The following is a 26,456-nucleotide window of genomic DNA, read 5'->3' on the forward strand; positions in this document are numbered from 1 at the left end:
CGTTAGTTCTATTCTATATTCCATTTCTGCAGAGGGTTAGCACAATTGTATGTCGATCTCGGCAGTAGCAAAGAGGGTTGGGCTTCTACTGACAGTCTGAACTGCTAGGGAAATCGTTTTGATCTGATGCACTATGGTGCACCCACTGATGCAGCGAGTGCATACAACTGCATCGCTGCGCCAAATTTAATCCTGCCCCACGCTTGGTAAAACGTTCTCCGCGGCGCGAATTCCACAAGTGCGATAACAAACGACGCGAATTCAAACATAACGCTAATACAAAAACGCGGAGAGAATCCCATGCTCGATATGCTCAATGACCTCCTGTGGGGGAAGATTCTACTAGTGCTGCTGGTGGGCGTTGGCGTCGGTTTTACCTTCGCTTCACGCTTTGTGCAGTTTCGCTATTTCGGTGAGATGTTTCGTATCCTAGGTTCGGGGCAAGTCTTTAAACGTAGCCAACACGGCCATTTAAGCTCGTTTCAGGCATTGGTGCTTTCGGTGGCGGGGCGTGTAGGTGGTGGTAATATTGCAGGTGTTGCGGTGGCCATTACTTTAGGTGGCCCAGGCGCGATTTTTTGGATGTGGCTGGTGGGTTTAATGGGCATGGCCACCAGCTTCTTGGAATGCACCCTGGCGCAAACATATAAAGAGGCCGAAGGCGATGGCACATATCGCGGTGGCCCGGCGTATTACATCGTTAAAGGGTTGGGTAAACAGTGGCGTTGGCTGGCAGCGTTTTACTCGGTGCTGTTGCTGTTGACCTTCGGCTTTGCCTTTACTGCACTTCAATCCTACGCAGTAGCGACTTCATTTGGAGACGCTTTCGGTGTGCCTGTGCTGTATACCGGGATTGCTCTGGCGATGCTGGTAGGCCTGATTATCTTCGGTGGCATTAAGCGTATTGCGCGTATTTCCGAGATTTTAGTGCCCTTTATGGCGATCAGTTATATTGCTATCGCACTACTGGTTATCGCCATGAACATTGGGGAAATTCCAGGTGTGATTGCGCTCATTGTAAAGAGTGCTTTCGGCCTTGAACCACTGATCGGTGGTGGAATTGGTGCGGCTATTATGATGGGTTTGAAGCGCGGCCTGTTCTCTAACGAAGCGGGCCTGGGTAGTGCGCCCAATGTGGCGGCAGTCGCCTACGTGCCGCACCCGGCCAACCAAGGTATCGTGCAGGCATTTTCGGTATTTATCGATACCGTCATTATTTGTTCTGCCACGGCGTTCCTGATTCTGCTCAGTGGCGTATACGATCCTGCGGCGGGCGCAGGCGTTGAGGGCATTGCCCTCACCCAGGCAGCGCTGGCCGAACACGTAGGTGAGTGGGGCCGCACTTTTGTTAGCCTGGCGCTATTGCTGTTTGCTTTCAGCACGATTTTGTACAATTACTACCTAGGCGAAAACAGCCTCAATTTTTTCAGTCGTGACAATCAGAACCTATTCAACGCCTTCCGCGTGGCGATCGTGCTTTTAGTGTGTTGGGGCGCGACCACTGATTTGGGCACCGTGTTTGGCTTTGCTGATGTCACTATGGGCCTTCTGGCCGTGGTCAACCTAATTGCGCTGATCCTGTTGTTCAAGTGCGGCTTGCGCATTCTCAAAGACTTCGATAGCCAGCGTCGGCAGGGCATCAAACAGCCGATTTTTGACGCTAATCAGCATCCGGACCTCGACCTGGATCCAAAAGCCTGGGAGCTAGAACCTGAAGAGGCTGAAGCATTAAAGCAGCGTCTAACAAGCGCGTCTGCCGAGTAAGGACTCGCTCAGCACGTATTAACTCAATCAGGAGTGCCCATGCCCCGTGTGCTAATACTCTATACCGGAGGGACTATTGGTATGCAGCCATCACCTCAAGGCTACGTACCCTGCGCGGGGCTGGCGGAACGCCTAGCGGCGCATTTGGCCCTGAGTGACCCTTACCGACTGCCAGCATTTGATGTAATTGAAATGCAGCCTTTGATTGATAGCGCAGAGCTAATGCCCGAGGCCTGGAACCGGCTGATGGCACAGTTGGAATACCACTGGGAGACTTACGACGCTTTTGTAGTGTTGCACGGTACCGATACCATGGCGTATAGCGCCGCAGCACTTTCGTTTATGCTCGATGCGCTGAACAAGCCGGTGGTTTTCACCGGCTCTCAAATTCCGTTGGGTGAGCCCCGCAGTGATGCGCTGAATAATCTCATCAGCGCACTGCAATTGGCGGTGCATCCAGACACGCCCCGTGAGGTTAGTCTGTCTTTTCACGACAGGCTGCTGCGTGGCAACCGTGCCCGCAAAGTACGCAGCCTGGGCCTAGATGCGTTTGATTCACCAAATTTTCCTTGGTTAGGAGCATTAGGCATTGGCATAACGCTGAATGTTGATGCCGCCCTTCCCAGCGGCATGCCTAGTTTTTTACCTATCGACCTTGACCCTGATGCGGTGGCTGTCCTATCGCTGCATCCGGGCATGTCGTTGCGCCGTGCCAAGGCGCTACTGGCCGATGCCTCCTTAAGGGGACTGGTGCTCTACAGCTACGGTGTGGGTAACCCGCCCAGTTTTGAAGGTGAGCTGCTGAGCGCCCTAACGGATGCCAATGAACGAGGTGTAGCATTAATTAACGTGACACAGTGCGATCAAGGTGGGGTAGTGCAGGGAGCTTACGCTACTGGTTCTGAGCTAAATAAATCAGGGGTAATCGCTGGAAGAGATATCACCTTGGAAGCCGCCGTAGCGAAGCTAATCGTACTATTGGGGCGTGGGTTAGCGGGATGCGCCTTGCAGAAAGCGCTGAAGAGCGACTTGCGGGGTGAGTCTCGCACGATACGCTAGATCCGCCTTTATTAATTACCCAAAGAACCAGTAGCACACCGCTATAGCCGTGATAATACCTGCCGCATCGGCCACTAATGCACAGCCTAAGCCGTGGCGGATACGGTGATGCAACGGAGTTAACATCCAGCTCCTAGACGACGCGAAATATCGTTGCCTGCAACAACTAAATTATGCCCTAAATCTTTAATTGCTTCGGTGGTTGCTTCGCTGCGGGTCAGCGATATGGCCATGCCGGCAACTGTATCGCCAGTATGGTTATGCAGCGATGTGCCCAAGCAAATCATACCTTCGCGAACCTGCCCGTCATCAATTGAAAAACCACGTTGACGGGTTTCATCAAGTTCACTGCGTAATTTCGTCAAATTGCGCACACTACGCGAAGTCAGTGGCCCAGGAAATTGATTAGAAAAAAGTTCGTGCAGGGCTGATGTGTCAAGTGCGGCCAGTAAGACTTTACCGGTCGCTGTAAAGGCCGCGGGCAGTCGCATGCCTATCCGAAATGTTGTGCCTAACGGTAAGTGGGCGTTGGAACAGGCAATATAGACAACGTCGCTTCCATCAAGCACCGTCATCGTCATTGTGTATTGGCCAAGGCTGTGGGCATCGGCAAAATAGCTTTTAAAAATGTCTACCAGATCATTTTGGGCCAAAAAACCATTGGCCCAGCGCATAGGGTGTGGCCCGGTACTGAAGGTTCCATCGAAGCCTTTGGTTAAAAGCCCAACTTCGACCATCGTCAGCAGAAGCCCATGAAGAGTGCTTTTCGGTAATGGTAAAGCATGCCCTATTTCAGAAGCCTTGGGCTTCCTTGGTGATGCTGAAACAAAATCCATAATCGCAACCGCGCGGCGCAGAGCGGGCACCTTTGTCGTTCCTGCTTTGGGTGCTTCATCACCTTTCACCTCATTTCTCCTTATTGACTTTACCCGATACTTAGATGCATTGTTGAGTTCACTTTGCTGATTCAAGTTCATTATGATGAACTTTGTAGAAAGAACAAAGATAAATTAACGTCATCCACACCTTTTTAAAACGGCATACTTCATCTTAGATAAATGAGAACTCGCTTCAAAGCTAATCTCTTACGATGCTAACAGCTGTCATGGCGGCAAGACGTTGGTGCCTGTGTTAAGCGCTTTTAGAACGGGCATCGCTATTCGACAATTCCTAAAACGTTCATCCGATACATAAACACAAGATGGAGGAAACGATGACCACAACACCTTTTGGTTTCACCACTGTTGCCGACATTTATGTCGAATGGGACGGTGCTGCTCGCCTAGGTGAATTGCTCGGCGAGCGCTTTAGTGAACGCAAAGCATTGCTTGTCACGGATCGTGGGCTGATTGATGCGGGGCTTATTGCGCCAGTTGAAAAGACATTAAAAACACTGGGCTTTGATGTTTCGATTTTTGACGAAGTCGTTGCCGACCCGCCCGAGGCCGTCGTGCTTGAATGCGCTGAGAAGGCTCGCGCACAAAATATTGATATTGTGATTGGCCTTGGTGGGGGATCATCGCTTGATATTGCCAAGCTTGTGGCGGTTATGGTCGGTAGTGAACAACCGCTGTCTGACATGTATGGAATCGGCAATGTCATCGGTAAACGTTTACCGCTGGCCCTAATCCCTACAACCGCGGGCACAGGCTCCGAAGTTACCAATATTTCCATCATCACTACTGGCGAAACCACTAAAATGGGTGTTGTTTCGCGGCAACTTTTCGCAGATTTTGTCCTTCTCGATGCCGAACTAACGGTTGGCCTGCCGCAAATACATACCGCAGCAACCGGGATTGACGCGATGGTGCATGCCATCGAAGCTTATACATCCAAAATCAAGAAAAACCCATTGTCAGATGCCCTTGCTCGCGAAGCTCTGCGTCTGCTGGGCAGTAACCTGATTGCGGCATGTAAAGATGGTACTAACCGCAAAGCACGTGAAAACATGCTGCTGGGCGCCATGCTGGCGGGGCAGGCCTTTGCCAACTCCCCGGTGGCAGCGGTTCATGCTTTAGCTTATCCGCTGGGCGGACATTACCACCTGCCACATGGCTTGACAAACGCCCTAATGCTAGGGCCGGTCTTGCGTTATAACGCTAAAGTGGCGGCACCACTTTATGCCGAACTGGCTGATGTCATGAGCGTGCCGGGCGAGGGTGGCGATATTAGTACACGTTCAGAAGACTTCGTAAGTCATATGCTGGCTCTGATGGATGAAAGCGGCGCTCCACGCCGTTTGCGCGATGTCAATGTCACTGAAGACAGTTTGGCTATGCTGGCAAAAGATGCCATGAAACAGCTCCGTCTTTTGGTGAACAACCCGGTGGAAGTGACCGAAGAGGACGCATTAGCACTTTATCGCGAAGCCTATTAGGGCTTCATAAATTGACTGTTAAAAAATCTGGTCTCAACCAGCAACACAACAAGAAAGGTGAAAACCATGACTGACATTCGACTTTACATGTTTCAAACCGGCTCGCTGAAATGCAAAGTACACAATATCAAAATGAATGAAGGTGCTGGTGCCGATTATGAAATTCCGGTTCCATTTTTTCTGATCACCCATCCTGAGGGGCATACCATTATTGATGGTGGGAATGCCGTTGAAGTGGCCACTGATCCGGTTGGGCATTGGGGTGGAATTACCGACGTGTATTGGCCTGTGATGGAAGAGTCTGAGGGTTGCGTCGCCCAGCTTAAAAAAATGGGGATCCAACCGGAAGATATTCGCTATGTGGTGCAATCACATTTGCACCTGGACCATACAGGAGCGGTTGGCCGCTTCCCGAATGCGACGCATATCGTGCAACGTGAAGAGTATGAATATGCCTTTACCCCTGATTGGTTCGCAGCAGGTGGGTATATTCGCAAGGATTTCGACAAGCCAGATTTGAAATGGCAGTTCCTCAATGGAACTGAAGATGATCATTACGATATATATGGAGATGGCACACTGATCACCGTCTTCTCGCCTGGTCACGCGCCGGGACATATGTCGTTTAAGGTAAATCTGCCTAATAGCGGCCCCATGATTTTGACAATTGATGCGGCGTACACTACTGATCACTGGGAAGAAAAAGCATTGCCGGGATTTTTGGCATCGACTGTGGATACCGTCCGTTCTGTTCAAAAACTACGTGCACTCGCTGATAAAACCAATGCAACCGTTGTTACCGGTCACGATCCGGATGCCTGGGCTACTTTTAAGCATGCCCCAGAATATTATGATTAATACCAACGGATTATGCCAGCCCGTGCTTTCGGGCTGGCATGTGCACTTCAGGTGATCGGTTTTTATCATGAAAGCTGTGTTCATCGTGGTGGATTTTCTTCTTGAGATGTTCGCGGCTACTGGGCAGGAGAACCTACCCAAAGAACCAGTAGCACACCGCTATCGCCGTGATAATACCTGCCGCATCGGCCACTAATGCACAGCCTAAGCCGTGGCGGATACGGGTAATGCCTATCGCGCCGAAGTAAACTGCCAGTACGTAGAAAGTGGTTTCGGTACTGCCTTGCAGGGTAGCCGCTAAGAGTCCTGCAAAGCTGTCTACGCCAAAGGTGTCCATGGTTTCAATCATCATGGCTCGCGCGCCGCCCCCTGAAAGCGGCTTCACAAAGGCGGTGGGCAGGGCGTCGACAAAGCGGGTGTCCCAGCCAAACCCTTCGACGATCCAGCGTATGCCGCTTAGCCCAGCATCCAATACGCCGCTGGCGCGAAGTACGCCCACGGCTACCAGCATGGCAATCAGGTAGGGCAGCAGCGTAACAGTGAAGCTTAAGCCCTCTTTAGCTCCTTCAATAAAAGCGTCGTAAACCTTCACTCCGCGTAGCGCCCCTACCACTAGGAACATGATTACAATACTAAAGAGCGTAAGGTTGCCCACTAACGTGGAAGCTGCCGCCAGCGCCTGAGCCGACATCCCCGCAAGTGTCGTGAGTAATAAGCCTAAACAGAGCGCTGCCACGACGATATAGCCCAGCACCACCGGCTGCCAAAGCTTTATGCGCTGAACAATGGCCACCGCTAAAAGCCCCGCCAGACTAGAAGCCGTCGTCGCTAGCAGGATAGGAAGAAATACCAGCGTGGGATCAGCGGCGCCTTGCTGGGCGCGGTACATGAAAATGGTGACCGGTAGCAGCGTTAGCGATGAAGTATTAAGCACCAAAAATAGAATTTGCGCGTTGCTGGCGGTTTCAGAGCTGGGGTTCAGGCTTTGCAGCGAGTGCATGGCCTTGATGCCGATAGGCGTAGCGGCGTTATCCAAGCCTAGAATGTTAGCTGCAAAGTTCATGCTGATCAGCCCCATGGCGGGATGCCCGCGAGGAACTTCAGGCATTAAGCGACAGAACAGCGGGTCCAGCACTCGCCCCAGCAGACGAATCAGCCCTGCCTTTTCGGCAATCGAAAGAAATCCCAACCATAGCGTCATCGTGCCGAGCAGCACCAGAATGATGTCGACACTTACCCGGGCCATGTCAAAAAGCGACTGGACTAAGCGGGCGAACACTTCGCCGTCGCCACCCACCAACCACTGCCACATTGACGCTACAAACGCAGCGATAAAGAAGCTTAACCAAATTCCGTTGAGCATGGCGAGCGGGCATCCTGGATTACGGTAAGGAAGATGACGCTAATCCTACCGAATTCAGGGCGCGGCAACACTCTTGTAATCAAAGATCTAGGCGACTCCATCACGAATTGACATGAAATAGTTTTCGCTGCCTATCTGACCGCCTTTCAAGGCAACCTCCAAACCATCGAACGCTGGAAGGTCGCTATGAGCAGTGCAGAGCGGAGACCCCGGCGTTTCTGGTAGAGGCAGCCGGGTGGTCAAAGCATGTACCGCAAGCTGGTTGAGAGCATGACTTGATGTGTCACCGCCTGCGATCACTACGCGCTCAAGCCCGTGCACGTACACCATCTGGCGCAATAGCTGGCCCAGCGAACGGCCAATAAGGTGGCGCGCTCTTTCTCCTCCCTGATGCACGGCCTCTGCATCACTGTTGGGGCCCATTGCGGTATATACAATGACGCTTTTGCCTTGGCTGAGCGCCTCATTAGCGGCTTCCTGAGCCAGGTACATGGCCTCTGCATGGGTACGTTCGTTGATCAGCTGGACGACATCGAGGGCAATTACGCGAAAGCCATTGGCTTCTGCGCTGCGAATTTGCCGTGCCGTCACTTCTGAGCAACTGCCGGATACTACTGCTAACTGCTCAACTGCCCCAGGTGAAGAGAAGCGCGGCGGGTTTTCGGGGATCAACATCTGCCTACGCCAAGTGCTTACTAGAGAGTACTCCACGGCAGAGGAGCCGACCACGAAGCTTTCTTTAGGGGAACACGTTCGCCATAGCTGTGTACCAACCTCAGCCTGTTGGTCGTGGGTCAGCGTATCGAACAATACTACGTCATTTTCTTGCATGAGCTGATCGACGCGAGTGTCGGTATCGGTTGAGTCGAGACAAAGAACATCTGCTAGACCGATGGAGAGCAGGGTCTGTTGCGCCAGATGATGCCTCAAGTCTGCCTCTTTCATAGGTGTTACAGGGTGCCTGCACATCACAGGATGACGATCAATTCGATGTACTTCGCTATCGAAGGCAGCGAAATGTTGCCCGAATACGGTGTAGCGTTTGAGCTGCGGTGCGCCAATCGCCAGAGGCACCGAGCGCTGCTTGAATAGCGATTTTCCTATTTCCAGCGCTTTCCCGATGCTGCCAATCGTCGGGGCGCTGTCGAACGTTGAGCACACCTTATAGTGACAAATCGTTGCACCGAGTGATTTCAACCAGGTGAGCGCACTATGGAGGTGAGACTCCATCCACTCGGGAGATTCACTGCGGCTAGTGCCCGCCAAGCCTACGGCAGTATAGCTGGCGAAAGGAGCCAGCTGCTGCGCCGTGGGAGGTGCCAGAAAAAGCACAGTTTTTACTCCGTGCAGGCTCAGTGCTTCCATCACATCGGTGGAGCCTGTGAGATCATCGCCATAGTAGGAGAGAAGTAGAGAGGTGCTCATTGGCCAAAAGCCTCTATGGCTTGGGCAAGTTCGCGGTGTTCGCGGGCATAGGTCGCCATGGGAATGTCTGTCATGGCCGCTTGCCATGCTTGGCGCAGACTGGCTACTCCGCCTGCAATGCCACCGGGATGAGCCATGATGCCGCCTCCGCAACAGTAAATAAGGTCGCTATTTCCGAGCGCTTGATAAGTATCAGTGACTTGGGCAGCGCTTTGTCCTGAAGAGAACACCGGCATGATCTGATAGCCGGCGTCTGGAGTCTCGAACATGGGGGTTTGGCAGGCACGAGCACTAGTAATGACGCTATCGTCCTCTTCGCTAAACTTGTTGCGCAGGCCATTCACATGGATATGATCGACCCCCGCTAAGCGCCATAATTTATGGTAGGCCGTAAACGCCATTCCTACATGTGGAGATCGGCTGAACATGCCCCAGCCTGCACGATGGCCATGCAGGGCTACTTCGCAATGACGGCGGAGGTATGTCACACCTGCTAAACCGACGCTGTTCACTGCCACCATGACACAGGTGCCACCGGCAGCCACCACATAGTCGTGCTGGGCGCGCATTTCGTCGATATCGCCACTGATATTGAAGGCGTACATGACCTTTTTACCGGTACGCTCCGCATGGGCGTTGATGATTGGCATGACGGCATCGACACGTGCCCGCAGCGGGTTATGGGGTCCGTTGGCCTGTAACTCATCGTCCTTGATGAAATCGATGCCACCCACCACGAGTTGCTCCACCATATTGGCAGTTTCAGCGACGGAGAGGCCCACACTGGGTTTGATTATCGTGCCGATCATAGGGCCGCTGGAAATGCCGGAGAGTTGCCGGGTACCCGTTATTCCGAACTGAGGGCCGGGGTAAACGCTTGCGAAGGAATCGGGCAACTCGATATCGAGTAATTTCAGCGCAGAAAACTCTTTCAGCTCAAACAGGTTGCCGGCCACGGTTGATACTAGGTTCGGCAGTGAAGGCCCCATATTTTCCAGTGGCCATGAGAGCTTTACTCGAGCGCGTTGGAAAAGGGTATGACCTTGAGGCGCTAGGTCAGCACGCATGGGTAGCGAGGGGGCATCGAGCGCGTCCAACATCTCGATACTCTCGACGATTGCACCATGAGCTTCACGTAAGGCATCTGTTTCGTTGGCAAGGCGGGTGAAAGTGCCTGAGGACTGCTCTCCTGCCATCACGTTTGCGGCATGCTCGACGTGATAAGGAGTTTCAATCATGTAGTGGGCGTAAATGCGTGTGCTCATCAATAAGGCTCCGGCAGATCAAAACAGAAGGTCGCGTATAAAGAGCGAAATCATCGGTACATAGGTAATCAGCATCAGGCAGGTGATCATGGTAAATACTGGGGGAAGCAAAAATCGGAACAGTTGCTCAACGGGCAATTTAGCTACCTGGGCAGCGGCAAATAAATTGACCCCCAATGGCGGAGTGAACATTCCCAAGGCCAAATTCACCACGACTACTATCCCAAAGTGCACTGGGTCGATGCCGAAACCAATCGCGATCGGAGCCAATATGGGAGCAAGAATCAGAATGGCCGCAGAGGTCTCGATAAACATGCCAACCAGTAACAGCAGCATGTTGATAGCCAATAGGAAGGTGTAGCGGTTATCAAAGGTGCTCTGTGCCCAGGCACCAATATCACTGGCCAAGCCTGAACGTCCAATCACAAAACTGAGAATGGAAGCCGCGGCGATAATCAGCATGATCGACCCTGCAGAAAGAGCACTCTCGCGAAAAATACGCGGTAGGTCGCCAGGCTTTATAGTTTGGTATACCACCATTCCTAGAAACAGACCGTACAACACTGCAACCGCCGAGGCCTCTGTGGGGGTAAATATGCCACCGTAGATGCCGCCGATAATAATCACCGGCATCAATAGAGCAAGAAAGGCTCTCTTGAAGGCGGGCCAGGCGGGCGAGCGTAAATCGCCATCGTGGGTGCCGTAGCCTTTGATGCGGCACCAAATGATGACCATCATTATCAGAGCAAGGCCGATCAATAGGCCTGGCCCAAAACCAGCAAGAAATAGCTGAGTAATAGAGGTTTCTGTGCTGACACCGTAGAGAATCAATGGCACTGATGGGGGAATGATAATGCCCAGCTCAGCAGAAGAGGCTTGGATAGAGGCAGCCATCGGCGCCGGATAGCCCCAAGCTACCATGGCAGGAATCAAGATGGCTCCAATCGCAAAAGTGGTTGCCACGCTGGAGCCTGAGATAGCTGCAAACATCATGCAGGTCACTACACAGGTACAGGCGAGACCACCTTGAATACCACCAACCAGCGAGCGGGCAAATTCCACCATCCTGGCGGCGATGCCGCCATTGCTCATGATATGGCCGGCCAAGATAAAAAATGGAACTGCCATAAGCGGAAAGCTATCTAATCCCACAAACATACGTTGGGGAACGACCAGGAGGGGAACGCTGCTGAAGAAGTAAAGACCAATCACTGCGGTTAAGGCGATGGCAACCGCAATAGGTATCGACAGCGCAAACAGCGCGATCAACGCTGAGCCGATCGCCAGATTCATGGGGTTTCTCCTGCATCAGAACAGATAGGCTTTGCTTGGTGTTGGCCTAGACGATGCTGATATTCGGCGCAAAGCTGGCTTGTCACCACAGCGACGATGGCGACGGCACAGCCAGTGGGGATCGCGGCATAAAACCATGACATGGGGATTGCAAGCATGGCGATTTGCTGACCAGAAACACGCAGCGTAATCAGATAGCCTTGCCAGACCAGAATCGTCAGCAGCGTTAGGACGGCAGTACATACCAGACGCTGGCCAAAGATACGTAAGCGCGGCGGCAGGCGGTCCAGAAAAAGATCAATAGAGATCATGGCGCCATACCAAAATGCAGCTGCGCTGACCAGAAAAACGCTCCAGATGATGAAACCGCGTGCCAGGATTTCTGACCAGGCGGCCGGATCGCCGAGAATAAAGCGAGTAAACACCTGGTACGCGACTAATGCGACTGCCAGGGCGAGAAGGAGCGCGGCAAGATTATGGGCTAGCTTAATGAGGCCCAGGGTCAAGGTGTTCAGAAACGACAACATAAGCGACAACCTCATCGTTGGAGAAGAGGTGCCTCCCCGTGAGGAGGCACGCAGCAGAGGGCTACTCATTCGGTTGCGCGAATACGCTCTAGAAGCTCACTACCATACTGCTCGGCATAGCGCTCGTAGGCAGGCTCAACAGCCTCCCGGAACTGCGCGTAATCAATCTCGGTGACGACTTCCATGCCATTACTACGCAGCAACTCCACACCTTCCTCCTCAATGCGCTGGACGGCATCGCGTGAGGTTTGGGCAGCTACTTGTGCGGCTTGGCGAAACCAGCCCTGCTGCTCTTCATTGAGATCATCCCAATATATTTTCGACATCACTAATGCTGTGGGGGAGTAAACATGGCCTGTGAGCGTTAGGTAGTCCTGGATCTCCCACATGCTGTTTACCGTTAGAATGGGAATCGGATTTTCCTGGCCGTCGATGGTGCCCTGCTGAAGGGCTGTAATGACTTCTGTCCAGGAGATAGGTGTTGGTGCAGCGCCTAGCGCCTTGAAGGTTTCAAGATGCACCTGATTTTCCATGGTGCGGATCTTCATGCCTTCCATATCTTCAGGTGTTTCAACCGGGCGCCTGCTATTGGTCAAGTGCCGAAAGCCGTTTTCGGCCCATGCCAGGCCAATCAAGCCTTCGTCTTCAAACTCGTCCAACAACGACTGGCCAATCTCGCCATCGAGTACTTTGTGGGCGTGGTCGTAATCGCGAAACAGGAAAGGAAAATCGAGGGCGTAAACAGAGGGTACGAAATTGCCGATAGGACCGGTTGAGGTCAGTGTCAGCTCAACAGAGCCGATTTGCAGCCCTTCCAGGACGTCTCGTTCACCGCCTAAGGCGCTGGCAGGGCGCAGGTTGATTTTAAACTCTCCGTCGCTAAGCCGGTCTACCTCGTCAGCAAACGCTTGACCGGCTTCGCCATAATGGGAGTTAAGCGGGGGTGTGAACGCAAGGTTCATCTCTTGTACCGCAAAAGACGAAGTACTAGCAGCCAGAGCAATGGTGGCGGCGATGGCGGCAGAGACTTGGTTGAGTCGGAAGGTCATCATCTTATACTCCAAATTGTTGTAATTAGTGTTGGTGTGATGTTGCTAAAGCGTTGTTAAGCAAACAGGGTCAGGTGATACGGCGAATGCTTTCGGCAATTTCTTCAGGCTCAAATACGCGCTTCCAGTCATCACGCATCAATTGCGGTTTACCATTCTCAATTGCCTTGTTGCAGGCATCGGAGAAAACGCCTGGCTGCTCATCGAAAATAACGGCAGCCAGAATATTCATGTGGCCTAGCAAGAAGTCGCGTGCGCACTGCTGGTCAACGCCGCGGGCGACGACTTCGTCCATTGCTTCCCGCATGACCACCAGTAGCGTGGCGCATACCGTTTCCGAAAGACCAGGTTCAAGAAGTGCCATCTGTTCGACTGTGACACGGTGAGAGCGAACAACCGGTGCATAGATGGTCTTAGCAATCGCTTCGCCCAGTGGATAGAGTTCTTCAGGTCCTTGCATCAGCGCATTGACAATGTGTTGCTTAGCCTTGGCCCCGCCAAAGTAATCGCGCTTGGCATCTAGATCTGTTTCATCATTGAAGATCGGTGGGTGGCAAGGGTGCGTGACGAAGTAGACCAGATCGTCACGGTTGGGCAGGTGGCCAGCAAAAGGGGCGGCGGCATCGAGTGTAATGACCATAGTGCCGCTGGCCATCAGTGGCGATAGTTCTTCAGCAACGCGCCCCACCAGCGTATCTGGAACCGCTAGTATCACCACCTGAGCATCAGGCACAGCCTGTTGGGCATCTACGCAACTGATACCCAGGCCTTCTGATAGGCGCTGGCGACCAGCGTCACTCAATTCCACATGGCTGACGGTGTAACCTGACTGTTTTAAGTTGCTCGACAGGCGGTAACCCATTTTTCCGCCTGCGCCGATAAGGGCAATGTTGGTCATAGAAGACTCCAGTGAAGGTTTTGTATGGCGTTAGCGATAAGTTCGCTGAGGTTTAAAAGGGTAAGTTTTTTGCTCAGCAACTGGTATGATGACATAATATCTATATCAGTCTGTCAAATGCTGCTTTGGTCGTATTTAAGTAAATTTTGCCAATTTTCAGCACAACAGCGCTAGACTGTTGACGTTCATTGGATAACCAAGTCGCTGTGTGGCTTGTGAGGAGAAATTGCCGTGCAACCAGCCCCTAAAATTACTCGTCGCAAGCTGTCAGATGAGGTGTTTGATCGGCTTTATGAAATGGTAGAGTCGGGCCAATACAAGCCTGGAGATACGCTACCTTCTGAGCGCGAGCTGATGGACCGCTACGGTGTGGGAAGACCGGCAATTCGTGAGGCGATGCAAACGCTTGAACGTATTGGGCTTGTCGAAATTAATCACGGCCAGCGCCCTAAAGTACTGCAGCCGACGGCGATGGGACTGATGTCGCAGATTGATTTAACCGCTCGTCATATGCTCGCTAGCTCGTCTCAGTCGCTTGAACAACTGAAAGAGGCGCGCACATTCTTTGAGCTGGGTATGGTGGAGAAGGCGATAGGACAGGCCTCTGTGGCAGACATTGCTCATTTGAGAGAGTTGTTAGAGCAACAATGCGGGCATTTAAATGGAGATGCTCAAGCCTTTATCGAGATCGATATGGCGTTTCATACCGCCATTGCCGGAATTACTCGTAATCCGATTTTTATAGCAACTAGCCAATCCATGCTGGGTTGGCTAGCGCGCTTTCATGCTAGTTTGCTGCACTGGGAAGGCAACGAGGACATTACCTTGCTTGAGCACGCCAAAATTATTGACTGTATCGAGCAGGGGGATAAGGCGGCTGCCGTAGAGGAAATGCGCAAACACTTAGAACGCGCGCGGCTGCTCTATTGCTTGAATAGCTAACCCGAGAGCGAAAGAAAGAACAGAATAAGCGGTGGGGAGAGCAGCGAGAGGATAAACCCGCTGACCACGGCAATGGGCACGCAGGCTACGCCGCCGTGCTGCTGGATCACGGGCAGCGTGAAGTCCATCGAGGTTGCACCGCCGTAGCCGATAGCAAGTGCGGTGTGGCGATGAATCACCAGCGGAATCAAGATAAAGGCGAGGAGCTCGCGAGTGAGGTCGTTGAAAAACGCCACGCCGCCCATTAGCGGGCCTAGCTGGTCACCGATAAGAATGGCGGAAAGTGAATACCAGCCAAAGCCTGATGCCATGGCAAGGCCTTCATTCCAACTCAGCGACAGCAGCGGGGCGGCGACTAAGCCGGCTAGCAATGAGCTGAGCGCTAGCGTGACGGCAATCGCCAGCCCCATCTTGTTAAGCAGTATCTGTTTTAGCGGCATGCCGGAATTGCGCAGCTGACAGCCAATCAATATCAGCAGCACATAGAGCACCCACTCGGCGAGTAAATCAGCGGTGTTGAACAGCGTTTCGCCAACGTAGGGGCCTGCCAATAGGCCAGCGGTAACGCCACCGGCCACCACCGCGACCAGCCATAGTGAGCCCTGCATCGCCGCTAGCTTGCTGGTGGGGGCATTTTTTACCACCGGTGAATTAGCGGTATGCAGAGGCAAGCGCTGCGATAGCCACCAAAGCGCCGATAGGTTAAATAGCGTGGTAATGCTAAACAGCAGCAGCGCATTGCCGCCTAAGCGAGAAAGCTGGCTGATGAGATTTTCAAGGCCCGCCAAGCTAATACCCATAAACAGCAGAATCAAATAAACCGAGCCGCTAACGGCCTGGTTTATTTGGTTCTGTACGCGGGTAGAACGAACCGGAACCAGGTAGCCCAGTATCAGCGGGAGTAAAACAATCAGTAAACCCGAAAGCATTTAGGGTGCCGTGCCCCCATTTGGATTGAAGTTAGTTAATGTCAGCTGTGTTTCGCGGCTACCCTCTTTTTGGTATACGGCTGAGAGAATCAGGCCGGGCCAGTCGGGGTGAAAGCTGAGTTTTAGAAGGCGATCAGGCTTCTCAATATCAATCAGAGAGACTTCCAGTGCCTCAAACTCACCGGCGGGTAATCCCATGCTTGTCGGGTCGGTAATGAGTTGCTTCTCAACATAGTACTGAAAATGCTCATCGCGCCCTTTGTTATCCACAAACTCAATCTCGCAGGGCGTGCTTTCGGTGCAGTTTTCGTGACCCGCACGTCTTGACAGGTCAAATAGCGCCGTTTGACGGTCCAAGGTGGGTATCTCACTCTCGTTTAGCTGATAGCTATCGCCCATGCCCAGCAGGGAATAGCTGCTGCTATAAAGCAGTGAGTGAGCGGTGTCGTCGCGGAGTGAAAAGCGACTGAGTTCCTGGCCGCGCACGACGGCAATCGAAAAGCGCATATCGCTTAACCAATGACTACCTTCGTTAGACAGCCGATGCGTAATAGTGGCGCCAGGCCAGCCGCGAACTTCAAGCCGGTACTGGGCTTCAAAGGGCTGCGGATCCTTAAATGTTGGCTCGTTTTGCGCTAGCGCCACAGCGCTTGAAAAAAGCCCAATCAGGCTGAGTGTCGCTCCTGCCAACCGTTGGGCAGCGGATCGTGCTAAGACATTGACCAAAGGCCCTTCCTCCAAAAAAACGTACCGTCTTAAGAGCCTTTCGCTAGTACTTGGTTCATCGAGCGCCAGTATATCGGGGCTGGGGGCTTGCGTCAGTAGCCCGCATCAGGATTAACCGTTGTAAGGTGATCGCCCGCTTCAAAGGCATGTAAATAGGAAATCACCTGATCGATAGCATCGTTAAGCGGCGTAGGACCCGCCATATGAGGCGTGATGATAACGTTAGGATGCTGCCAAAGCGGATTAGTGGCGGGCAGCGGTTCTTCGTGGAACACGTCCAGGAGTGCCCCCCGGATGTGGCCCGGCTGGCCAGCGTGTCCCAGCGCTTCGAGCAGTGCCTGTTCATCAATCAAGCTGCCGCGGCCGGGGTTAATAATGCTGGCCCCTTTAGGCAGCAGGGCCAGCCGCTCGGCGTTGAGAATGTTTTTCGTGGCGGCGGTGTCAGGCAAAATAGTGATGAGGCTTTGCACCTGGCCAAGCAGCTCAGTTAGCCCGTCATCGTCGTGAAAACAGTGCACGCCGCTGATTTTTTTGGGCGAACGGCTCCAGCCCAGTACCGGAAAACCTGCCTGCTGTAGCGCGCTGGCGACGAAGCTACCAATCGCGCCGAGACCTAACACCCCCACGGGCCACTGAGATTTTTCCACGACCCCTTGTGGTTGCCACGTGGCGCTTTGCTGCTGCTCTGCGTAGCGGTCCATGCTGCGATAGAAATGTAGCACGCCATACAGCGCATAGTCCGCGATCAGGTCGCCCATGCCTGCATCGCGCAGCTTTACAATCGGTACGTTGCTGGGAAGCCCGGGCGTTTTAAGCAGATGGTCCACTCCCGCGCCTAAATTAATGATGCCTTTGAGCTGGGTCTGCTCCTGCAGTAAATGAGCAGGCGCTTTCCAAATGGCGAGGTAGTCTGCGTGTTTGCGCTCTTCCGCTGGCGCCTCGCTGGTCAGTACGGTGGCCTGGGGTAACGCTTCAGAAAGCGCTGCTTGCCACTGCGCAGCCTCATCAATGTGTACGACAATTTTCATCTCGTCTCCCGTTATCTAAGCATGTGATGACTCAGGCTATCATGGTGAGCGATCAATACCGTTGCAAGCTCGCATAGCCCGAAGAGTGCGCATAGTCCGAAGAGTGCGAATAATGTGATCATATGCACTTTTTGTCATAAAGCCTTTGACCGCCAACCAAGGGTGGGTGCTAGTATCGGGTCAAGACGACATTGGCGGGGCTGCTGCGGCGGTAGTCAGGTCGATCCTGTGGCTCAGCGTTGCATGCCTTTTTAGGCCCAGCGCTGGTTCTTGGTGATCTTTAATGGCGAGTTGCCCGATGACTCAGGTTTCCCTGCCTTTCGCGCGCGAAGAGTACGCTAGTCGCCTGTGGAAAGTGCGCGCCGAAATGGCCAGTCGTGGTATTGACGTATTAATCGTCAGTGACCCTTCTAATATGGCTTGGCTGACCGGCTACGACGGCTGGTCGTTTTATGTGCATCAGTGTGTGCTGGTGGGCCTTGAGGGCGAGCCTGTATGGTTCGGGCGGCGCATGGATGCTAACGGCGCCCTGCGTACCTGCTGGATCGATCCTGACAACATTACTTACTACCCGGATTACTATGTACAAAATCCGGATATGCACCCCATGGAGTATTTGGCGCAGTCGATCATGCCTGATCGCGGCTGGCATCTGGGTGTAGTGGGTATGGAGATGGATAACTACTACTTCTCCGCCAAGGCCTATTTAAGTCTGCTCAAAGAGCTTCCTCACGCGCGCTTTATGGATGCCAATGCGCTGGTGAACTGGTGCCGAGCGATAAAATCGCCCCAGGAAGTGGCTTACATGCGCATTGCCGCCAAGATTGTGGAAGGCATGCACTCACGTATTTTAGAAGTCATCGAGCCTGGCCTGCCGAAAAGCAAACTGGTGTCAGAGATTTATCGCGTCGGCATTGAAGGTTTTGTGGATGAAAACGGCAAAGTATTTGGCGGTGATTATCCCGCCATTGTTCCTATGCTGCCCACCGGCAAGGACGCCGCGGCGCCTCATTTAACCTGGGATGACACACCCTTTCGTAAAGGCGAAGGCACCTTCTTCGAGATTGCCGGGGTGTTTAAACGCTACCACGCGCCTATGTCACGCACGGTATTTCTGGGTACACCGCCCACCGATTTTATCCGCGCTGAATCGGCGCTGTTAGAAGGCATTGAGAAAGGTCTCGCCGTCGCTAAACCGGGTAACCGCACCGCAGATATCGCCATGGCGCTGGGGGCTGCGATGGATAAATACGGCTTTGACCGCGGCGGCGCCCGCTGTGGTTATCCCATCGGCATCTCTTATCCGCCTGATTGGGGCGAGCGCACCATGAGCCTGCGCCCCTCGGATGACACTATCCTGCAGCCCGGCATGACATTTCACTTTATGCCGGGGCTTTGGGTAGAGGACTGGGGTCTAGAAATTACCGAGAGTATTTTAATTACCGACGATGGTTGTGAAACGCTGGCCAATTTTCCGCGCCAGCTATTTGTGAAGTAGCGGTTGAATAAATAGCGGTTGAATAAATAGCGGTTGAATAAATAGCGGTTGAATAAATAGCAGTTTGCCACCTTAAGGAATTTTGCATGACGATGCGACCTAGCCCGATTGCCGCCACCGTTGATTTTGATGCCGATGGCGTACAGCACGGTTTTTTAAAGCTGCCGATTTCCACCGACGAGTCCGCCTGGGGCGCGGTGATGATCCCTATCACGGTGGTGAAAAATGGTGATGGCCCGACGGCGCTGCTGACCGGTGGCAACCACGGCGATGAGTACGAAGGCATTACCTCGCTGCTGAAGCTCTCTTCATCGTTGCAGGCGCAAGACGTAACGGGTCGCGTGATTATCGTTCCGTGCATGAACACGCCCGCGGTCATGGCGGGTAAGCGCACTTCCCCGATGGACAAAGGTAACCTGAATCGCAGCTTTCCCGGCGACCCTAACGGTAGCGTTACGCCGCAAATTGCCGACTACTTCACGCGCGTACTGGTGCCGATGGCGGACGTAGTGCTTGATCTGCACTCCGGCGGCCGCACGCTGGATATTCTACCGTTTGGCGCCTCTCACGTGCTGGATAATAAGGCCCAGCAGCAGTCCGCTTTGGAAGGCGCAAAAGCCTTCGGCGCTCCGTACGCAATGGTGATGTTTGAGCTGGATGCGGAAAAACTTTTCGACACCGCCTGCGAGCGACAAGGCAAAGTGTTTGTGGCCACTGAGCTTGGCGGCGGCGGTACGTCTACGCCCCAAAGCATGGCGATTGCCGAGCGCGGCGTGCGTAATTTCTTAATTCACTATGGCCTGGTAGAGGGCACGGTTGATATGCCGGCAGAAGGGCAGGTCTACCTGGATATGCCCGATGCTAGCTGCTACGTACAGAGTCAGCACTCCGGTGTGTTAGAGCTGTTGGTCGCATTAGGGGATGACGTTAAGAAAGGCCAAACGATTGCGTACGTATACGATATGACCCGCAGCGGCACTGATCCGGTTGCTTATAAAGCAGAGCGCGACGGTATCTTAATGGCGCGTCGTGCGCCTTCGTTAATCAATATGGGGGACACCCTGGCGGTGATTGCCGATGTTGTTGAACGCCTGGAGGCGTAACGCCCGGCATGATGAAACTTGATCGTTTTGACCTGAAAATTCTCGACATTCTCTCCCAAGACGGGCGAATCACTAAGTCGAAGCTGGCCGAGGCGATTAATCTCTCGATCAGCCCCTGCTGGGAACGCGTAAAGCGCCTTGAAAAGGCTGGCATTATTGAAGGCTACAGCGCGCGTATCAATAGCGAGGTGCAGGGGCCTCGCAACCCGGTATGGGTTCAAATCGAACTGAAGCAGCATAACGCTGAAAGCTTTGCTCGCTTTGAAGCGCTGGTAATGGAGACGCCAGACGTAACGGAATGCGTGGCGGTTGGCGGCGGTGTGGATTACCTAGTGAAGTTTGAAGCCCGAACCATCGATAGTTATCAGCGTCTGATGGATAAGTGGCTAGTGTCTGAAGCAGGTATAGAACGCTATTTTACGTATATTGTGACTAAAACCGTCAAGCACGCGCCTATTGGTATCGATACTGACGGTGTCATTTAATAAAGCGCTTACTTTTTATTGCGAACCACCAAAAAAAACCACTGTTAAGCGCCCGCTGACAAAAAAAGTCGCGTGATAAGCCTTGGTTTTCAAAAACACTTCGTGGCTACTCTCCGTTAACCTCTATGCATTCGATGGCAAGGCTGATGAGCGCTTGCTGACAATGCCACACAGCTATTGCAGTGCTCGGTTAGCCAGGCTGCATGAGGAGAGGTTTCCATGACCACACTATCGACCACGCTTGCCAAGCGCCTGGAAGATTCGCGACTGTTTCGGCAGTACGCCTATGTGAACGGTAAATGGACCCACGGCGAAGGCGGTCGAGAAGAAGCGGTTTATGACCCTGCTACCAATGACACTATTGGCCATATCCCACTGCTTGAAGCCGCGCAGATTACGGCCGCTGTTGATGCTGCTGACGCTGCTTTCGTGCAGTGGCGGGCGCTACGAGCCGACGAGCGCTGCGAGCGTTTGCTAGCTTGGTATGACCTGATTCAAGCCAACCGTGAAGACCTCGCTACGATCATGACGCTGGAGCAGGGCAAGCCTTTGCCCGATGCTCGCGGTGAGGTCGAGTACGGCGCAAGCTTTGTGCGCTGGTTTGCTGAAGAGGGCAAGCGCACCTACGGTGAAACCATCCCCAGCCATATTCCGAATGCGTCGTTGGGCACTATTAAAGAGCCTGTCGGCATCGTGGCGATGATTACGCCCTGGAACTTTCCGCTGGCGATGATTACGCGTAAAGCCGCGGCGGCGCTGGCGGCTGGCTGCCCTGTGATCGTCAAGCCTGCCAATGAAACGCCGTTCTCGGCGCTGGCGTTGGCGGAGCTGGCTGAGCGCGCGGGGATTCCGGCCGGCATTTTTAACGTTGTACTGGGTGACCCTGCGGAAGTCTCGAAAATCCTCTGCGCCGAGTCACGTATTCGCGCGCTCTCATTCACCGGTTCCACTCGGGTGGGGCGGCTGTTGATCGAACAGAGTGCGCATACCGTTAAGCGGCTTTCTTTGGAGCTGGGTGGCAACGCACCGTTTATTGTTGGTCCAGATATGGATCCAAAGCAGGCTGCCTACGCGGCGATTGACGCCAAGTTCCAAACGGCAGGGCAAGACTGCCTGGCGGCCAATCGCATTCTGGTACACGAGTCGATCCATGATGAGTTCGTAGAGCAGTTCAGCCAGCGTATGGCGGCACTCACCGTAGGCAATGGCCTGCACGGCGAGATAGATCTTGGCCCACTAATTCACCGTCAGGCGGTGGAAAAAGCCGCTGCGATTGTTGATGACGCTGTTTCTAAAGGCGCCACCATGATTGGCGGTGATCAAAGCAAAGCGCCAGGTGAGAACTTCTTTATGCCGGTACTGCTAACCGGCGTCACGGCGAAGATGAAGGTGTGGCGAGAAGAAAACTTTGCCCCCGTGGCAGGCATTACCGCCTACAGCACGGACGATGAAGTCATTGAAATGGCCAACGACACTGAGTACGGGCTTGCCGCCTATGTCTACACCCATGATATACGCCGTATATGGAAGCTGATGCGGGCGCTGGAGTACGGCATGGTCAGCGTTAATTCAGTAAAAATGACCGGCCCGCCGGTGCCCTTTGGCGGTGTAAAACAGTCAGGCCTAGGGCGCGAAGGCGGCGCCACGGGTATCGATGAATATCTGGAAACGAAATATTACTGCCTAGGCGCGCTGGGTTCAGCGTCTGGCAGCTAGTCGCCAAGTTGAAAACAATTTAAAAATACCTTCCCCGTCATGCGGGGAGGCTTACTGTACAGAGAGAACGCTATGAGCTTGCATCAGGATTTAATCGAACGCGACCGTAAAGTTACCTTCCATGCGTCTACCCACCTGCGTGACTTTGCTCACGGTGATTTGCCGGGCCGTGTGATTACCGGCGGTAAAGGCATCAATATTGTCGATAAAGATGGCCGCGAGTTTATCGACGGCTTTGCGGGCCTCTACTGCGTGAACATTGGCTATGGCCGCACCGAAGTTGCCGAAGCGATCTATAAGCAGGCTTTAGAGCTTTCTTACTATCACACCTACGTGGGCCACTCTAACGAGCCTCAGATCGAGCTTTCCGAGCGCATTATTAAAATCGCGGGCATGAACATGTCCAAGGTTTACTACGGTATGTCCGGAAGCGATGCCAACGAAACCCAGCTTAAAATTGTGCGTTACTACAACAACGTGTTGGGTCGCCCACAGAAGAAAAAAGTCATCTCGCGCATGCGTGGCTACCATGGTTCGGGTATCGCATCGGGTTCGTTGACTGGCCTGAAAGCGTTTCATGATCACTTCGATTTACCGATTGACACGATTCGGCACACCGAAGCGCCGCATTACTATCTGCGCGCCGCCGAACAGCACGGCATGACGGAGCTAGAGTTTTCGGCCTACTGTGCTGACAAACTAGAAACAATGATTCTGGAAGAAGGCCCGAATACCGTCGCTGCCTTTATTGGCGAGCCGGTGCTGGGTACGGGTGGGATCGTGCCGCCGCCGGAAGGTTATTGGGATGCGATTCAAACCGTGCTGAATAAGTACGACGTGCTGTTGATTGCCGATGAAGTGGTATGTGGCTTTGGCCGTACCGGCTCTGACTTTGGCAGCCATCACTATAATATGAAGCCGGATCTAGTCACTATCGCTAAGGGCTTGACTAGCGCCTATCAGCCGCTTTCTGGCGTGATTGTCGGTGAGAAAGTGTGGCAAGTGCTTGAACAGGGCACCGGTGAATACGGCCCGATCGGCCACGGCTGGACCTACTCTGGCCATGCGTTAGGCTGTGCTGCCGCGCTTGCCAATCTGGATATCATCGAGCGTGAGAACTTGGTGGGTAACGCCGCTGAAACTGGCGCTTATTTTCAGCAACAGCTAAAAGCTAACTTCGAAGGCCACCCGTTGCTGGGTGACGTGCGCGGTGTTGGCCTAATGGCCGCGCTAGAGTTCTCGCCTGATGCTAGCCAGCGCCTGCATTTCGAGCCAGCGCTCAAAGTCGGCCCGCGCGTTGCCGCTGCTGCCATGGAAGAGAACCTGATAGCTCGGGCGATGCCGCAAGGGGATATTCTTGGCTTTGCGCCGCCGCTAACCATTAACCGTGGCGAAGTAGACGAGATGATTGGTCGTGCCAAGCGCGCCATCGACCGCGTTACCGATGAGCTTACGCGCTCAGGTGATCTTAAAACCGGCAAACAAGAAGCTGCGTTTACGGTTTGATAACCTGCTTTAGCCGCTTAAACGCCGCAGCCCAGCGCTGCGGCGTTTTTATTTTTGAAGGGGGCGGCTATGCTTAATACTCTTAATGTTGAATTCAGCCGTAAGGTAAGCCATTCGATAGTGAAGGAGTAGCCAACGATGCAACCGGTATTAGCCTTTGATGTATACGGCACGCTGATCGATACCCAGGGAGTCACAGTTGAGCTAGGAAGGCGCTTGAAGGATGCTGCTAAAGTAGATGAGTTTGCCCGCCGTTGGCGCGACAAACAGCTTGAATACAGCTTTCGCCATGGCCTGATGGGGGCCTATGTGCCGTTCTCCGAATGTACGCGCGAAGCGCTAGTGTTCGTTGATCGTGCGCTGCATACTGGTCTTTCTGATAATGACCACGATCACCTAATGGCCGTATATGGAGAGTTGCCCGCTTTCGACGATGTAGTGCCAGCGTTGGATCAACTTCGCAGTGCGGGCATTCGCTGTGTGGCATTTTCGAACGGCACTGCAGACGCCGTATCTAAACTGCTCACCCGCGCAGGCGTTGAGAACCACATGGACGATGTCATTAGTGCCGACGAGGTGAAGCGCTTTAAGCCCGACCCCGCCGTGTATGCGCATTTGCGTAGCCGTTTAGAAACCAGGCCCGAGCAAACGTGGCTGATTTCCAGTAATCCGTTTGACGTGATTGGAGCAACCCATGCGGGGTTGCGCAGTGCCTGGATCCGCCGCCGCTCCGATGCGCCTTTCGACCCATGGGGAATAGAGCCGGATATGACAGTCACTGATTTAGAAACACTGGCTGATCGACTTATTGGTTAGGTTGGTAACCCGCTTCAACAAGTCGCATAATGACGCCCAATTAATGCCTTAGGATACGAACATGTCAGAGAAAATTTACTGCGTTGCTGGCTTTAAGCCTAAGCCGGGCAAAGAAGAAGCGGTATTCAAAGCGCTTCAGTCATTAGAGCCGAATACGCACCGTGAAGACGCCTGCATTCACTACACAGTGACGCGTCAGATCGACAACCCCTTCGCTCAGGGCGCCGGCTACCCGATCGTTTTTCATGAAATTTGGGCCAGCCGTGAAGAGTTTGAAGCCCACTGTCAGCGTAAAGAGATTCAGGATTTCTTTGCTAAGCACGTTGAATCGCCGGATGGTGATATTGAAGATGCCAACGTGTGCGTCTATACCGATGAACCCTTGAATTTTGACGCGCCGAAGGTTTAATTTTAGCGTGTAGATTAGGCCTAACAGCAACGCTGAAAAGGAGCCAAAATGACTGAGAAAAAAATGAACGTCGAGAGCTTTAACCTGGATCATACCAAGGTGAAAGCCCCGTACGTGCGGCTAGCGGATATTAAAGAAGGCCAGAACGGCGACCGTATCCATAAATACGATTTGCGGATCTGCCAGCCTAATAAAGAGCACATGGAGATGCCCGCGCTGCACTCTCTTGAGCATTTAATGGCTGAGTTATCACGCAATCACACGGATAAAGTGGTCGATATCAGCCCGATGGGCTGCCAAACCGGCTTCTATATCGCGATGATTAATCACGATGATTACGACGGCGTACTGGCCATCATCGAACAAACGCTGAACGATGTGCTCGTCGCGACCGACGTACCCGCCTGCAACGAAATGCAGTGCGGCTGGGCCGCTAGCCATAGCTTGGAAGGCGCCCAGGAGCTTGCGCGTAACCTGCTGGCCAAACGCAGCGAATGGACCGAAGTGTTTGCTTAAGCTCTAGCTAACTCCAGAAAAGCAGTAAGCTGAACGCCTTCTGAGCATATAAGCCAGGAGGCGTTTTTATTATCTGTACATTAACGGATACAAAAATGCCCACCCACGGTGACATGCTGGTAGAGGGAACGCATTTTCCCGCGAGAGAGGCTTTAATAAGCTGCTTTTCGCTTGGCTTAAAGCTTGTGTTAATGCGCGTGGCTATTGCTTGCGGCAGGGCCAAACGATGTGTCGGAGCTGACCCAGTGCGCCATACACGTCAGCCGTAAAACGCTGTTTAATATCGCCGGCGCTTACGCAGTTGTGATTTAGCTCTATTCTGGGCCGATCCTAAAATACTTCGAGCGCTGAGGAGTCATTCAACGCGCCACTATTAATGATCTTTCGGCACAGGCTCAGAAACGTTTTTCGTTCTAAGTCTGTTAGCGCGCCAAATACCTCTTCTTGGCGCCGAACCACCTTATTTTTGATCTCTGAAAGCAAGGCGACGCCTTCGGTGGTAGGAAAGAGCTGCTTCGCCCGCGTGTCATTATTATCGACTTCGCGTTTGATCAGGCAACGATTTTCAAGAAGTTTGATAGCTCGGCTGATTGAGTTCTGTGGTCGCGGGAAGAGAATCTGTACGTCTTTTGCCAGAATGCCTGGGAAATAAGTGACTGCATAAAGCGTTGACCACGCATTTACTGGCATATCGTAGTTTTTTTCGATGAAGCGGCTCGTCACTTGGTTATTAGCCAGTACTATGTGACTCATCGCCATCAGGTAGCACAGATCCGAGGAGAAGACCTCCTCAAGCATTGAAAACCCTTTGTCAGTCATCCTTGATACCCCTTTCAACAGTATTAATACCACCTCATACCACCTCATACCACCATACTCTTGCAATATAAATCCATATGGATCT

General features: G+C 53.1%; 25 protein-coding genes. 13 read left to right on the forward strand and 12 right to left on the reverse strand.

Going from position 1 to position 26,456, the window contains the following annotated elements; translation table 11 throughout:
- Positions 1-300: 300 nt before the first annotated feature.
- On the forward strand, positions 301-1,764 hold the full coding sequence (locus CIK78_RS06615) for an alanine/glycine:cation symporter family protein (RefSeq protein ID WP_096278390.1): 1,464 nt from the start codon (positions 301-303) through the stop codon (positions 1,762-1,764).
- 39 nt (positions 1,765-1,803) lie between these two features.
- On the forward strand, positions 1,804-2,823 hold the full coding sequence (locus CIK78_RS06620) for an asparaginase (RefSeq protein ID WP_096278392.1): 1,020 nt from the start codon (positions 1,804-1,806) through the stop codon (positions 2,821-2,823).
- 119 nt (positions 2,824-2,942) lie between these two features.
- Here the strand turns inward: CIK78_RS06620 and CIK78_RS06625 are convergent, their stop codons facing one another.
- Positions 2,943-3,728: an IclR family transcriptional regulator gene (locus CIK78_RS06625; protein ID WP_217990274.1), complete on the reverse strand. Its 786-nt coding sequence runs from the start codon at positions 3,726-3,728 to the stop codon at positions 2,943-2,945.
- A 296-nt stretch (positions 3,729-4,024) separates the two neighbouring features.
- Between CIK78_RS06625 and CIK78_RS06630 the strand changes: the two genes are divergently transcribed.
- Both CIK78_RS06630 and attM read left to right on the forward strand, forming a co-directional pair.
- On the forward strand, positions 4,025-5,200 hold the full coding sequence (locus CIK78_RS06630; protein WP_225734288.1) for an iron-containing alcohol dehydrogenase: 1,176 nt from the start codon (positions 4,025-4,027) through the stop codon (positions 5,198-5,200).
- Between the two features lie 66 nt (positions 5,201-5,266).
- Entirely contained in the window at positions 5,267-6,058 is a 792-nt protein-coding gene (attM, locus tag CIK78_RS06635; protein ID WP_176483374.1) for an N-acyl homoserine lactonase AttM, read from the forward strand.
- Positions 6,059-6,191: 133 nt separating this feature from the next.
- Here attM and CIK78_RS06640 read toward each other — a convergent pair whose 3' ends face one another.
- The 7 genes from CIK78_RS06640 to CIK78_RS06670 all read right to left on the reverse strand — a co-directional run bounded on the left by CIK78_RS06640 (position 6,192) and on the right by CIK78_RS06670 (position 13,890).
- Positions 6,192-7,421 carry a spore maturation protein gene (locus tag CIK78_RS06640; RefSeq protein ID WP_096278396.1) on the reverse strand — a complete coding sequence of 410 codons (1,230 nt, stop codon included), beginning with the start codon at positions 7,419-7,421 and terminating at the stop codon, positions 6,192-6,194.
- An 87-nt stretch (positions 7,422-7,508) separates the two neighbouring features.
- On the reverse strand, positions 7,509-8,846 hold the full coding sequence (locus tag CIK78_RS06645; RefSeq protein WP_096278398.1) for a four-carbon acid sugar kinase family protein: 1,338 nt from the start codon (positions 8,844-8,846) through the stop codon (positions 7,509-7,511).
- Positions 8,843-10,111, reverse strand: coding sequence for a ribulose-bisphosphate carboxylase large subunit family protein (locus CIK78_RS06650; protein WP_096278400.1), 1,269 nt, complete (start codon positions 10,109-10,111; stop codon positions 8,843-8,845). The genes CIK78_RS06645 and CIK78_RS06650 overlap by 4 nt, the downstream gene beginning before the upstream one ends.
- Positions 10,112-10,129: 18 nt before the next feature.
- Positions 10,130-11,404, reverse strand: coding sequence for a TRAP transporter large permease (locus tag CIK78_RS06655; protein WP_096278402.1), 1,275 nt, complete (start codon positions 11,402-11,404; stop codon positions 10,130-10,132).
- A complete protein-coding gene (locus tag CIK78_RS06660; protein WP_096278404.1) occupies positions 11,401-11,931 on the reverse strand; it encodes a TRAP transporter small permease in 531 nt (176 codons plus the stop codon). Before CIK78_RS06660 ends, CIK78_RS06655 begins: the two co-directional genes overlap by 4 nt.
- A 65-nt stretch (positions 11,932-11,996) precedes the next feature.
- The gene (locus tag CIK78_RS06665; protein WP_096278406.1) at positions 11,997-12,983 is read right to left on the reverse strand and encodes a TRAP transporter substrate-binding protein; all 987 of its coding nucleotides are present in this window, start codon (positions 12,981-12,983) and stop codon (positions 11,997-11,999) included.
- A 67-nt stretch (positions 12,984-13,050) separates the two neighbouring features.
- On the reverse strand, positions 13,051-13,890 hold the full coding sequence (locus CIK78_RS06670; RefSeq protein WP_096278408.1) for a phosphogluconate dehydrogenase C-terminal domain-containing protein: 840 nt from the start codon (positions 13,888-13,890) through the stop codon (positions 13,051-13,053).
- Positions 13,891-14,109: 219 nt separating this feature from the next.
- On the opposite strand from CIK78_RS06670, the gene nanR reads away from it, so the two are divergent.
- A complete protein-coding gene (gene nanR, locus CIK78_RS06675; RefSeq protein ID WP_096278410.1) occupies positions 14,110-14,820 on the forward strand; it encodes a transcriptional regulator NanR in 711 nt (236 codons plus the stop codon).
- On the opposite strand, the gene CIK78_RS06680 is transcribed toward nanR, so the two are convergent.
- From CIK78_RS06680 to CIK78_RS06690, 3 genes are all read right to left on the reverse strand, one after another.
- The gene (locus tag CIK78_RS06680) at positions 14,817-15,749 is read right to left on the reverse strand and encodes a lysine exporter LysO family protein (protein ID WP_096278412.1); all 933 of its coding nucleotides are present in this window, start codon (positions 15,747-15,749) and stop codon (positions 14,817-14,819) included. The genes nanR and CIK78_RS06680 overlap by 4 nt on opposite strands.
- Complete coding sequence (locus CIK78_RS06685; protein WP_225734289.1) at positions 15,750-16,475, reverse strand: hypothetical protein; 726 nt, start codon at positions 16,473-16,475, stop codon at positions 15,750-15,752.
- 92 nt (positions 16,476-16,567) lie between these two features.
- On the reverse strand, positions 16,568-17,503 hold the full coding sequence (locus tag CIK78_RS06690) for a glyoxylate/hydroxypyruvate reductase A (protein ID WP_096278414.1): 936 nt from the start codon (positions 17,501-17,503) through the stop codon (positions 16,568-16,570).
- A 298-nt stretch (positions 17,504-17,801) separates the two neighbouring features.
- Between CIK78_RS06690 and doeA the strand changes: the two genes are divergently transcribed.
- From doeA to CIK78_RS06730, 8 genes are all read left to right on the forward strand, one after another.
- Positions 17,802-19,001 carry an ectoine hydrolase DoeA gene (gene doeA, locus CIK78_RS06695; protein ID WP_096278416.1) on the forward strand — a complete coding sequence of 400 codons (1,200 nt, stop codon included), beginning with the start codon at positions 17,802-17,804 and terminating at the stop codon, positions 18,999-19,001.
- 86 nt (positions 19,002-19,087) lie between these two features.
- Entirely contained in the window at positions 19,088-20,104 is a 1,017-nt protein-coding gene (doeB, locus tag CIK78_RS06700) for a N(2)-acetyl-L-2,4-diaminobutanoate deacetylase DoeB (RefSeq protein WP_096278418.1), read from the forward strand.
- Positions 20,105-20,112: 8 nt separating this feature from the next.
- Positions 20,113-20,589, forward strand: a complete 477-nt coding sequence (locus CIK78_RS06705; RefSeq protein WP_096278420.1) for an Lrp/AsnC family transcriptional regulator — start codon at positions 20,113-20,115, stop codon at positions 20,587-20,589.
- Positions 20,590-20,808: 219 nt separating this feature from the next.
- Complete coding sequence (locus tag CIK78_RS06710; protein ID WP_096278422.1) at positions 20,809-22,305, forward strand: NAD-dependent succinate-semialdehyde dehydrogenase; 1,497 nt, start codon at positions 20,809-20,811, stop codon at positions 22,303-22,305.
- A gap of 72 nt (positions 22,306-22,377) precedes the next feature.
- Entirely contained in the window at positions 22,378-23,811 is a 1,434-nt protein-coding gene (locus CIK78_RS06715; protein WP_096278424.1) for an aspartate aminotransferase family protein, read from the forward strand.
- 138 nt (positions 23,812-23,949) lie between these two features.
- The gene (locus tag CIK78_RS06720) at positions 23,950-24,627 is read left to right on the forward strand and encodes a haloacid dehalogenase type II (protein WP_096278426.1); all 678 of its coding nucleotides are present in this window, start codon (positions 23,950-23,952) and stop codon (positions 24,625-24,627) included.
- Positions 24,628-24,688: 61 nt separating this feature from the next.
- Positions 24,689-25,036, forward strand: a complete 348-nt coding sequence (locus tag CIK78_RS06725; RefSeq protein ID WP_096278429.1) for an antibiotic biosynthesis monooxygenase — start codon at positions 24,689-24,691, stop codon at positions 25,034-25,036.
- 48 nt (positions 25,037-25,084) lie between these two features.
- A complete protein-coding gene (locus CIK78_RS06730; RefSeq protein WP_096278431.1) occupies positions 25,085-25,552 on the forward strand; it encodes an S-ribosylhomocysteine lyase in 468 nt (155 codons plus the stop codon).
- A gap of 330 nt (positions 25,553-25,882) precedes the next feature.
- Here CIK78_RS06730 and CIK78_RS06735 read toward each other — a convergent pair whose 3' ends face one another.
- Positions 25,883-26,371, reverse strand: coding sequence for a MarR family winged helix-turn-helix transcriptional regulator (locus CIK78_RS06735; protein WP_096278433.1), 489 nt, complete (start codon positions 26,369-26,371; stop codon positions 25,883-25,885).
- Positions 26,372-26,456 lie beyond the last annotated feature (85 nt).

This window comes from Halomonas sp. JB37 (assembly GCF_002332255.1).
GTDB lineage: Bacteria > Pseudomonadota > Gammaproteobacteria > Pseudomonadales > Halomonadaceae > Vreelandella > Vreelandella casei.

Coding starts and splice junctions, on each gene's coding strand:
- CIK78_RS06615 (WP_096278390.1), top strand. CDS start 301: ATGCTCGATATGCTCAATGACCTCCTGTGGGGGAAGATTCTACTAGTG.
- CIK78_RS06620 (WP_096278392.1), top strand. CDS start 1,804: ATGCCCCGTGTGCTAATACTCTATACCGGAGGGACTATTGGTATGCAG.
- CIK78_RS06630 (WP_225734288.1), top strand. CDS start 4,025: ATGGAGGAAACGATGACCACAACACCTTTTGGTTTCACCACTGTTGCC.
- attM (WP_176483374.1), top strand. CDS start 5,267: ATGACTGACATTCGACTTTACATGTTTCAAACCGGCTCGCTGAAATGC.
- CIK78_RS06640 (WP_096278396.1), bottom strand. CDS start 7,421: ATGCTCAACGGAATTTGGTTAAGCTTCTTTATCGCTGCGTTTGTAGCG.
- CIK78_RS06645 (WP_096278398.1), bottom strand. CDS start 8,846: ATGAGCACCTCTCTACTTCTCTCCTACTATGGCGATGATCTCACAGGC.
- CIK78_RS06650 (WP_096278400.1), bottom strand. CDS start 10,111: ATGAGCACACGCATTTACGCCCACTACATGATTGAAACTCCTTATCAC.
- CIK78_RS06655 (WP_096278402.1), bottom strand. CDS start 11,404: ATGAATCTGGCGATCGGCTCAGCGTTGATCGCGCTGTTTGCGCTGTCG.
- CIK78_RS06660 (WP_096278404.1), bottom strand. CDS start 11,931: ATGTTGTCGTTTCTGAACACCTTGACCCTGGGCCTCATTAAGCTAGCC.
- CIK78_RS06665 (WP_096278406.1), bottom strand. CDS start 12,983: ATGATGACCTTCCGACTCAACCAAGTCTCTGCCGCCATCGCCGCCACC.
- CIK78_RS06680 (WP_096278412.1), bottom strand. CDS start 15,749: ATGCTTTCGGGTTTACTGATTGTTTTACTCCCGCTGATACTGGGCTAC.
- CIK78_RS06690 (WP_096278414.1), bottom strand. CDS start 17,503: ATGAAAATTGTCGTACACATTGATGAGGCTGCGCAGTGGCAAGCAGCG.
- doeA (WP_096278416.1), top strand. CDS start 17,802: ATGACTCAGGTTTCCCTGCCTTTCGCGCGCGAAGAGTACGCTAGTCGC.
- doeB (WP_096278418.1), top strand. CDS start 19,088: ATGACGATGCGACCTAGCCCGATTGCCGCCACCGTTGATTTTGATGCC.
- CIK78_RS06705 (WP_096278420.1), top strand. CDS start 20,113: ATGATGAAACTTGATCGTTTTGACCTGAAAATTCTCGACATTCTCTCC.
- CIK78_RS06710 (WP_096278422.1), top strand. CDS start 20,809: ATGACCACACTATCGACCACGCTTGCCAAGCGCCTGGAAGATTCGCGA.
- CIK78_RS06715 (WP_096278424.1), top strand. CDS start 22,378: ATGAGCTTGCATCAGGATTTAATCGAACGCGACCGTAAAGTTACCTTC.
- CIK78_RS06720 (WP_096278426.1), top strand. CDS start 23,950: ATGCAACCGGTATTAGCCTTTGATGTATACGGCACGCTGATCGATACC.
- CIK78_RS06725 (WP_096278429.1), top strand. CDS start 24,689: ATGTCAGAGAAAATTTACTGCGTTGCTGGCTTTAAGCCTAAGCCGGGC.
- CIK78_RS06730 (WP_096278431.1), top strand. CDS start 25,085: ATGACTGAGAAAAAAATGAACGTCGAGAGCTTTAACCTGGATCATACC.
- CIK78_RS06735 (WP_096278433.1), bottom strand. CDS start 26,371: ATGACTGACAAAGGGTTTTCAATGCTTGAGGAGGTCTTCTCCTCGGAT.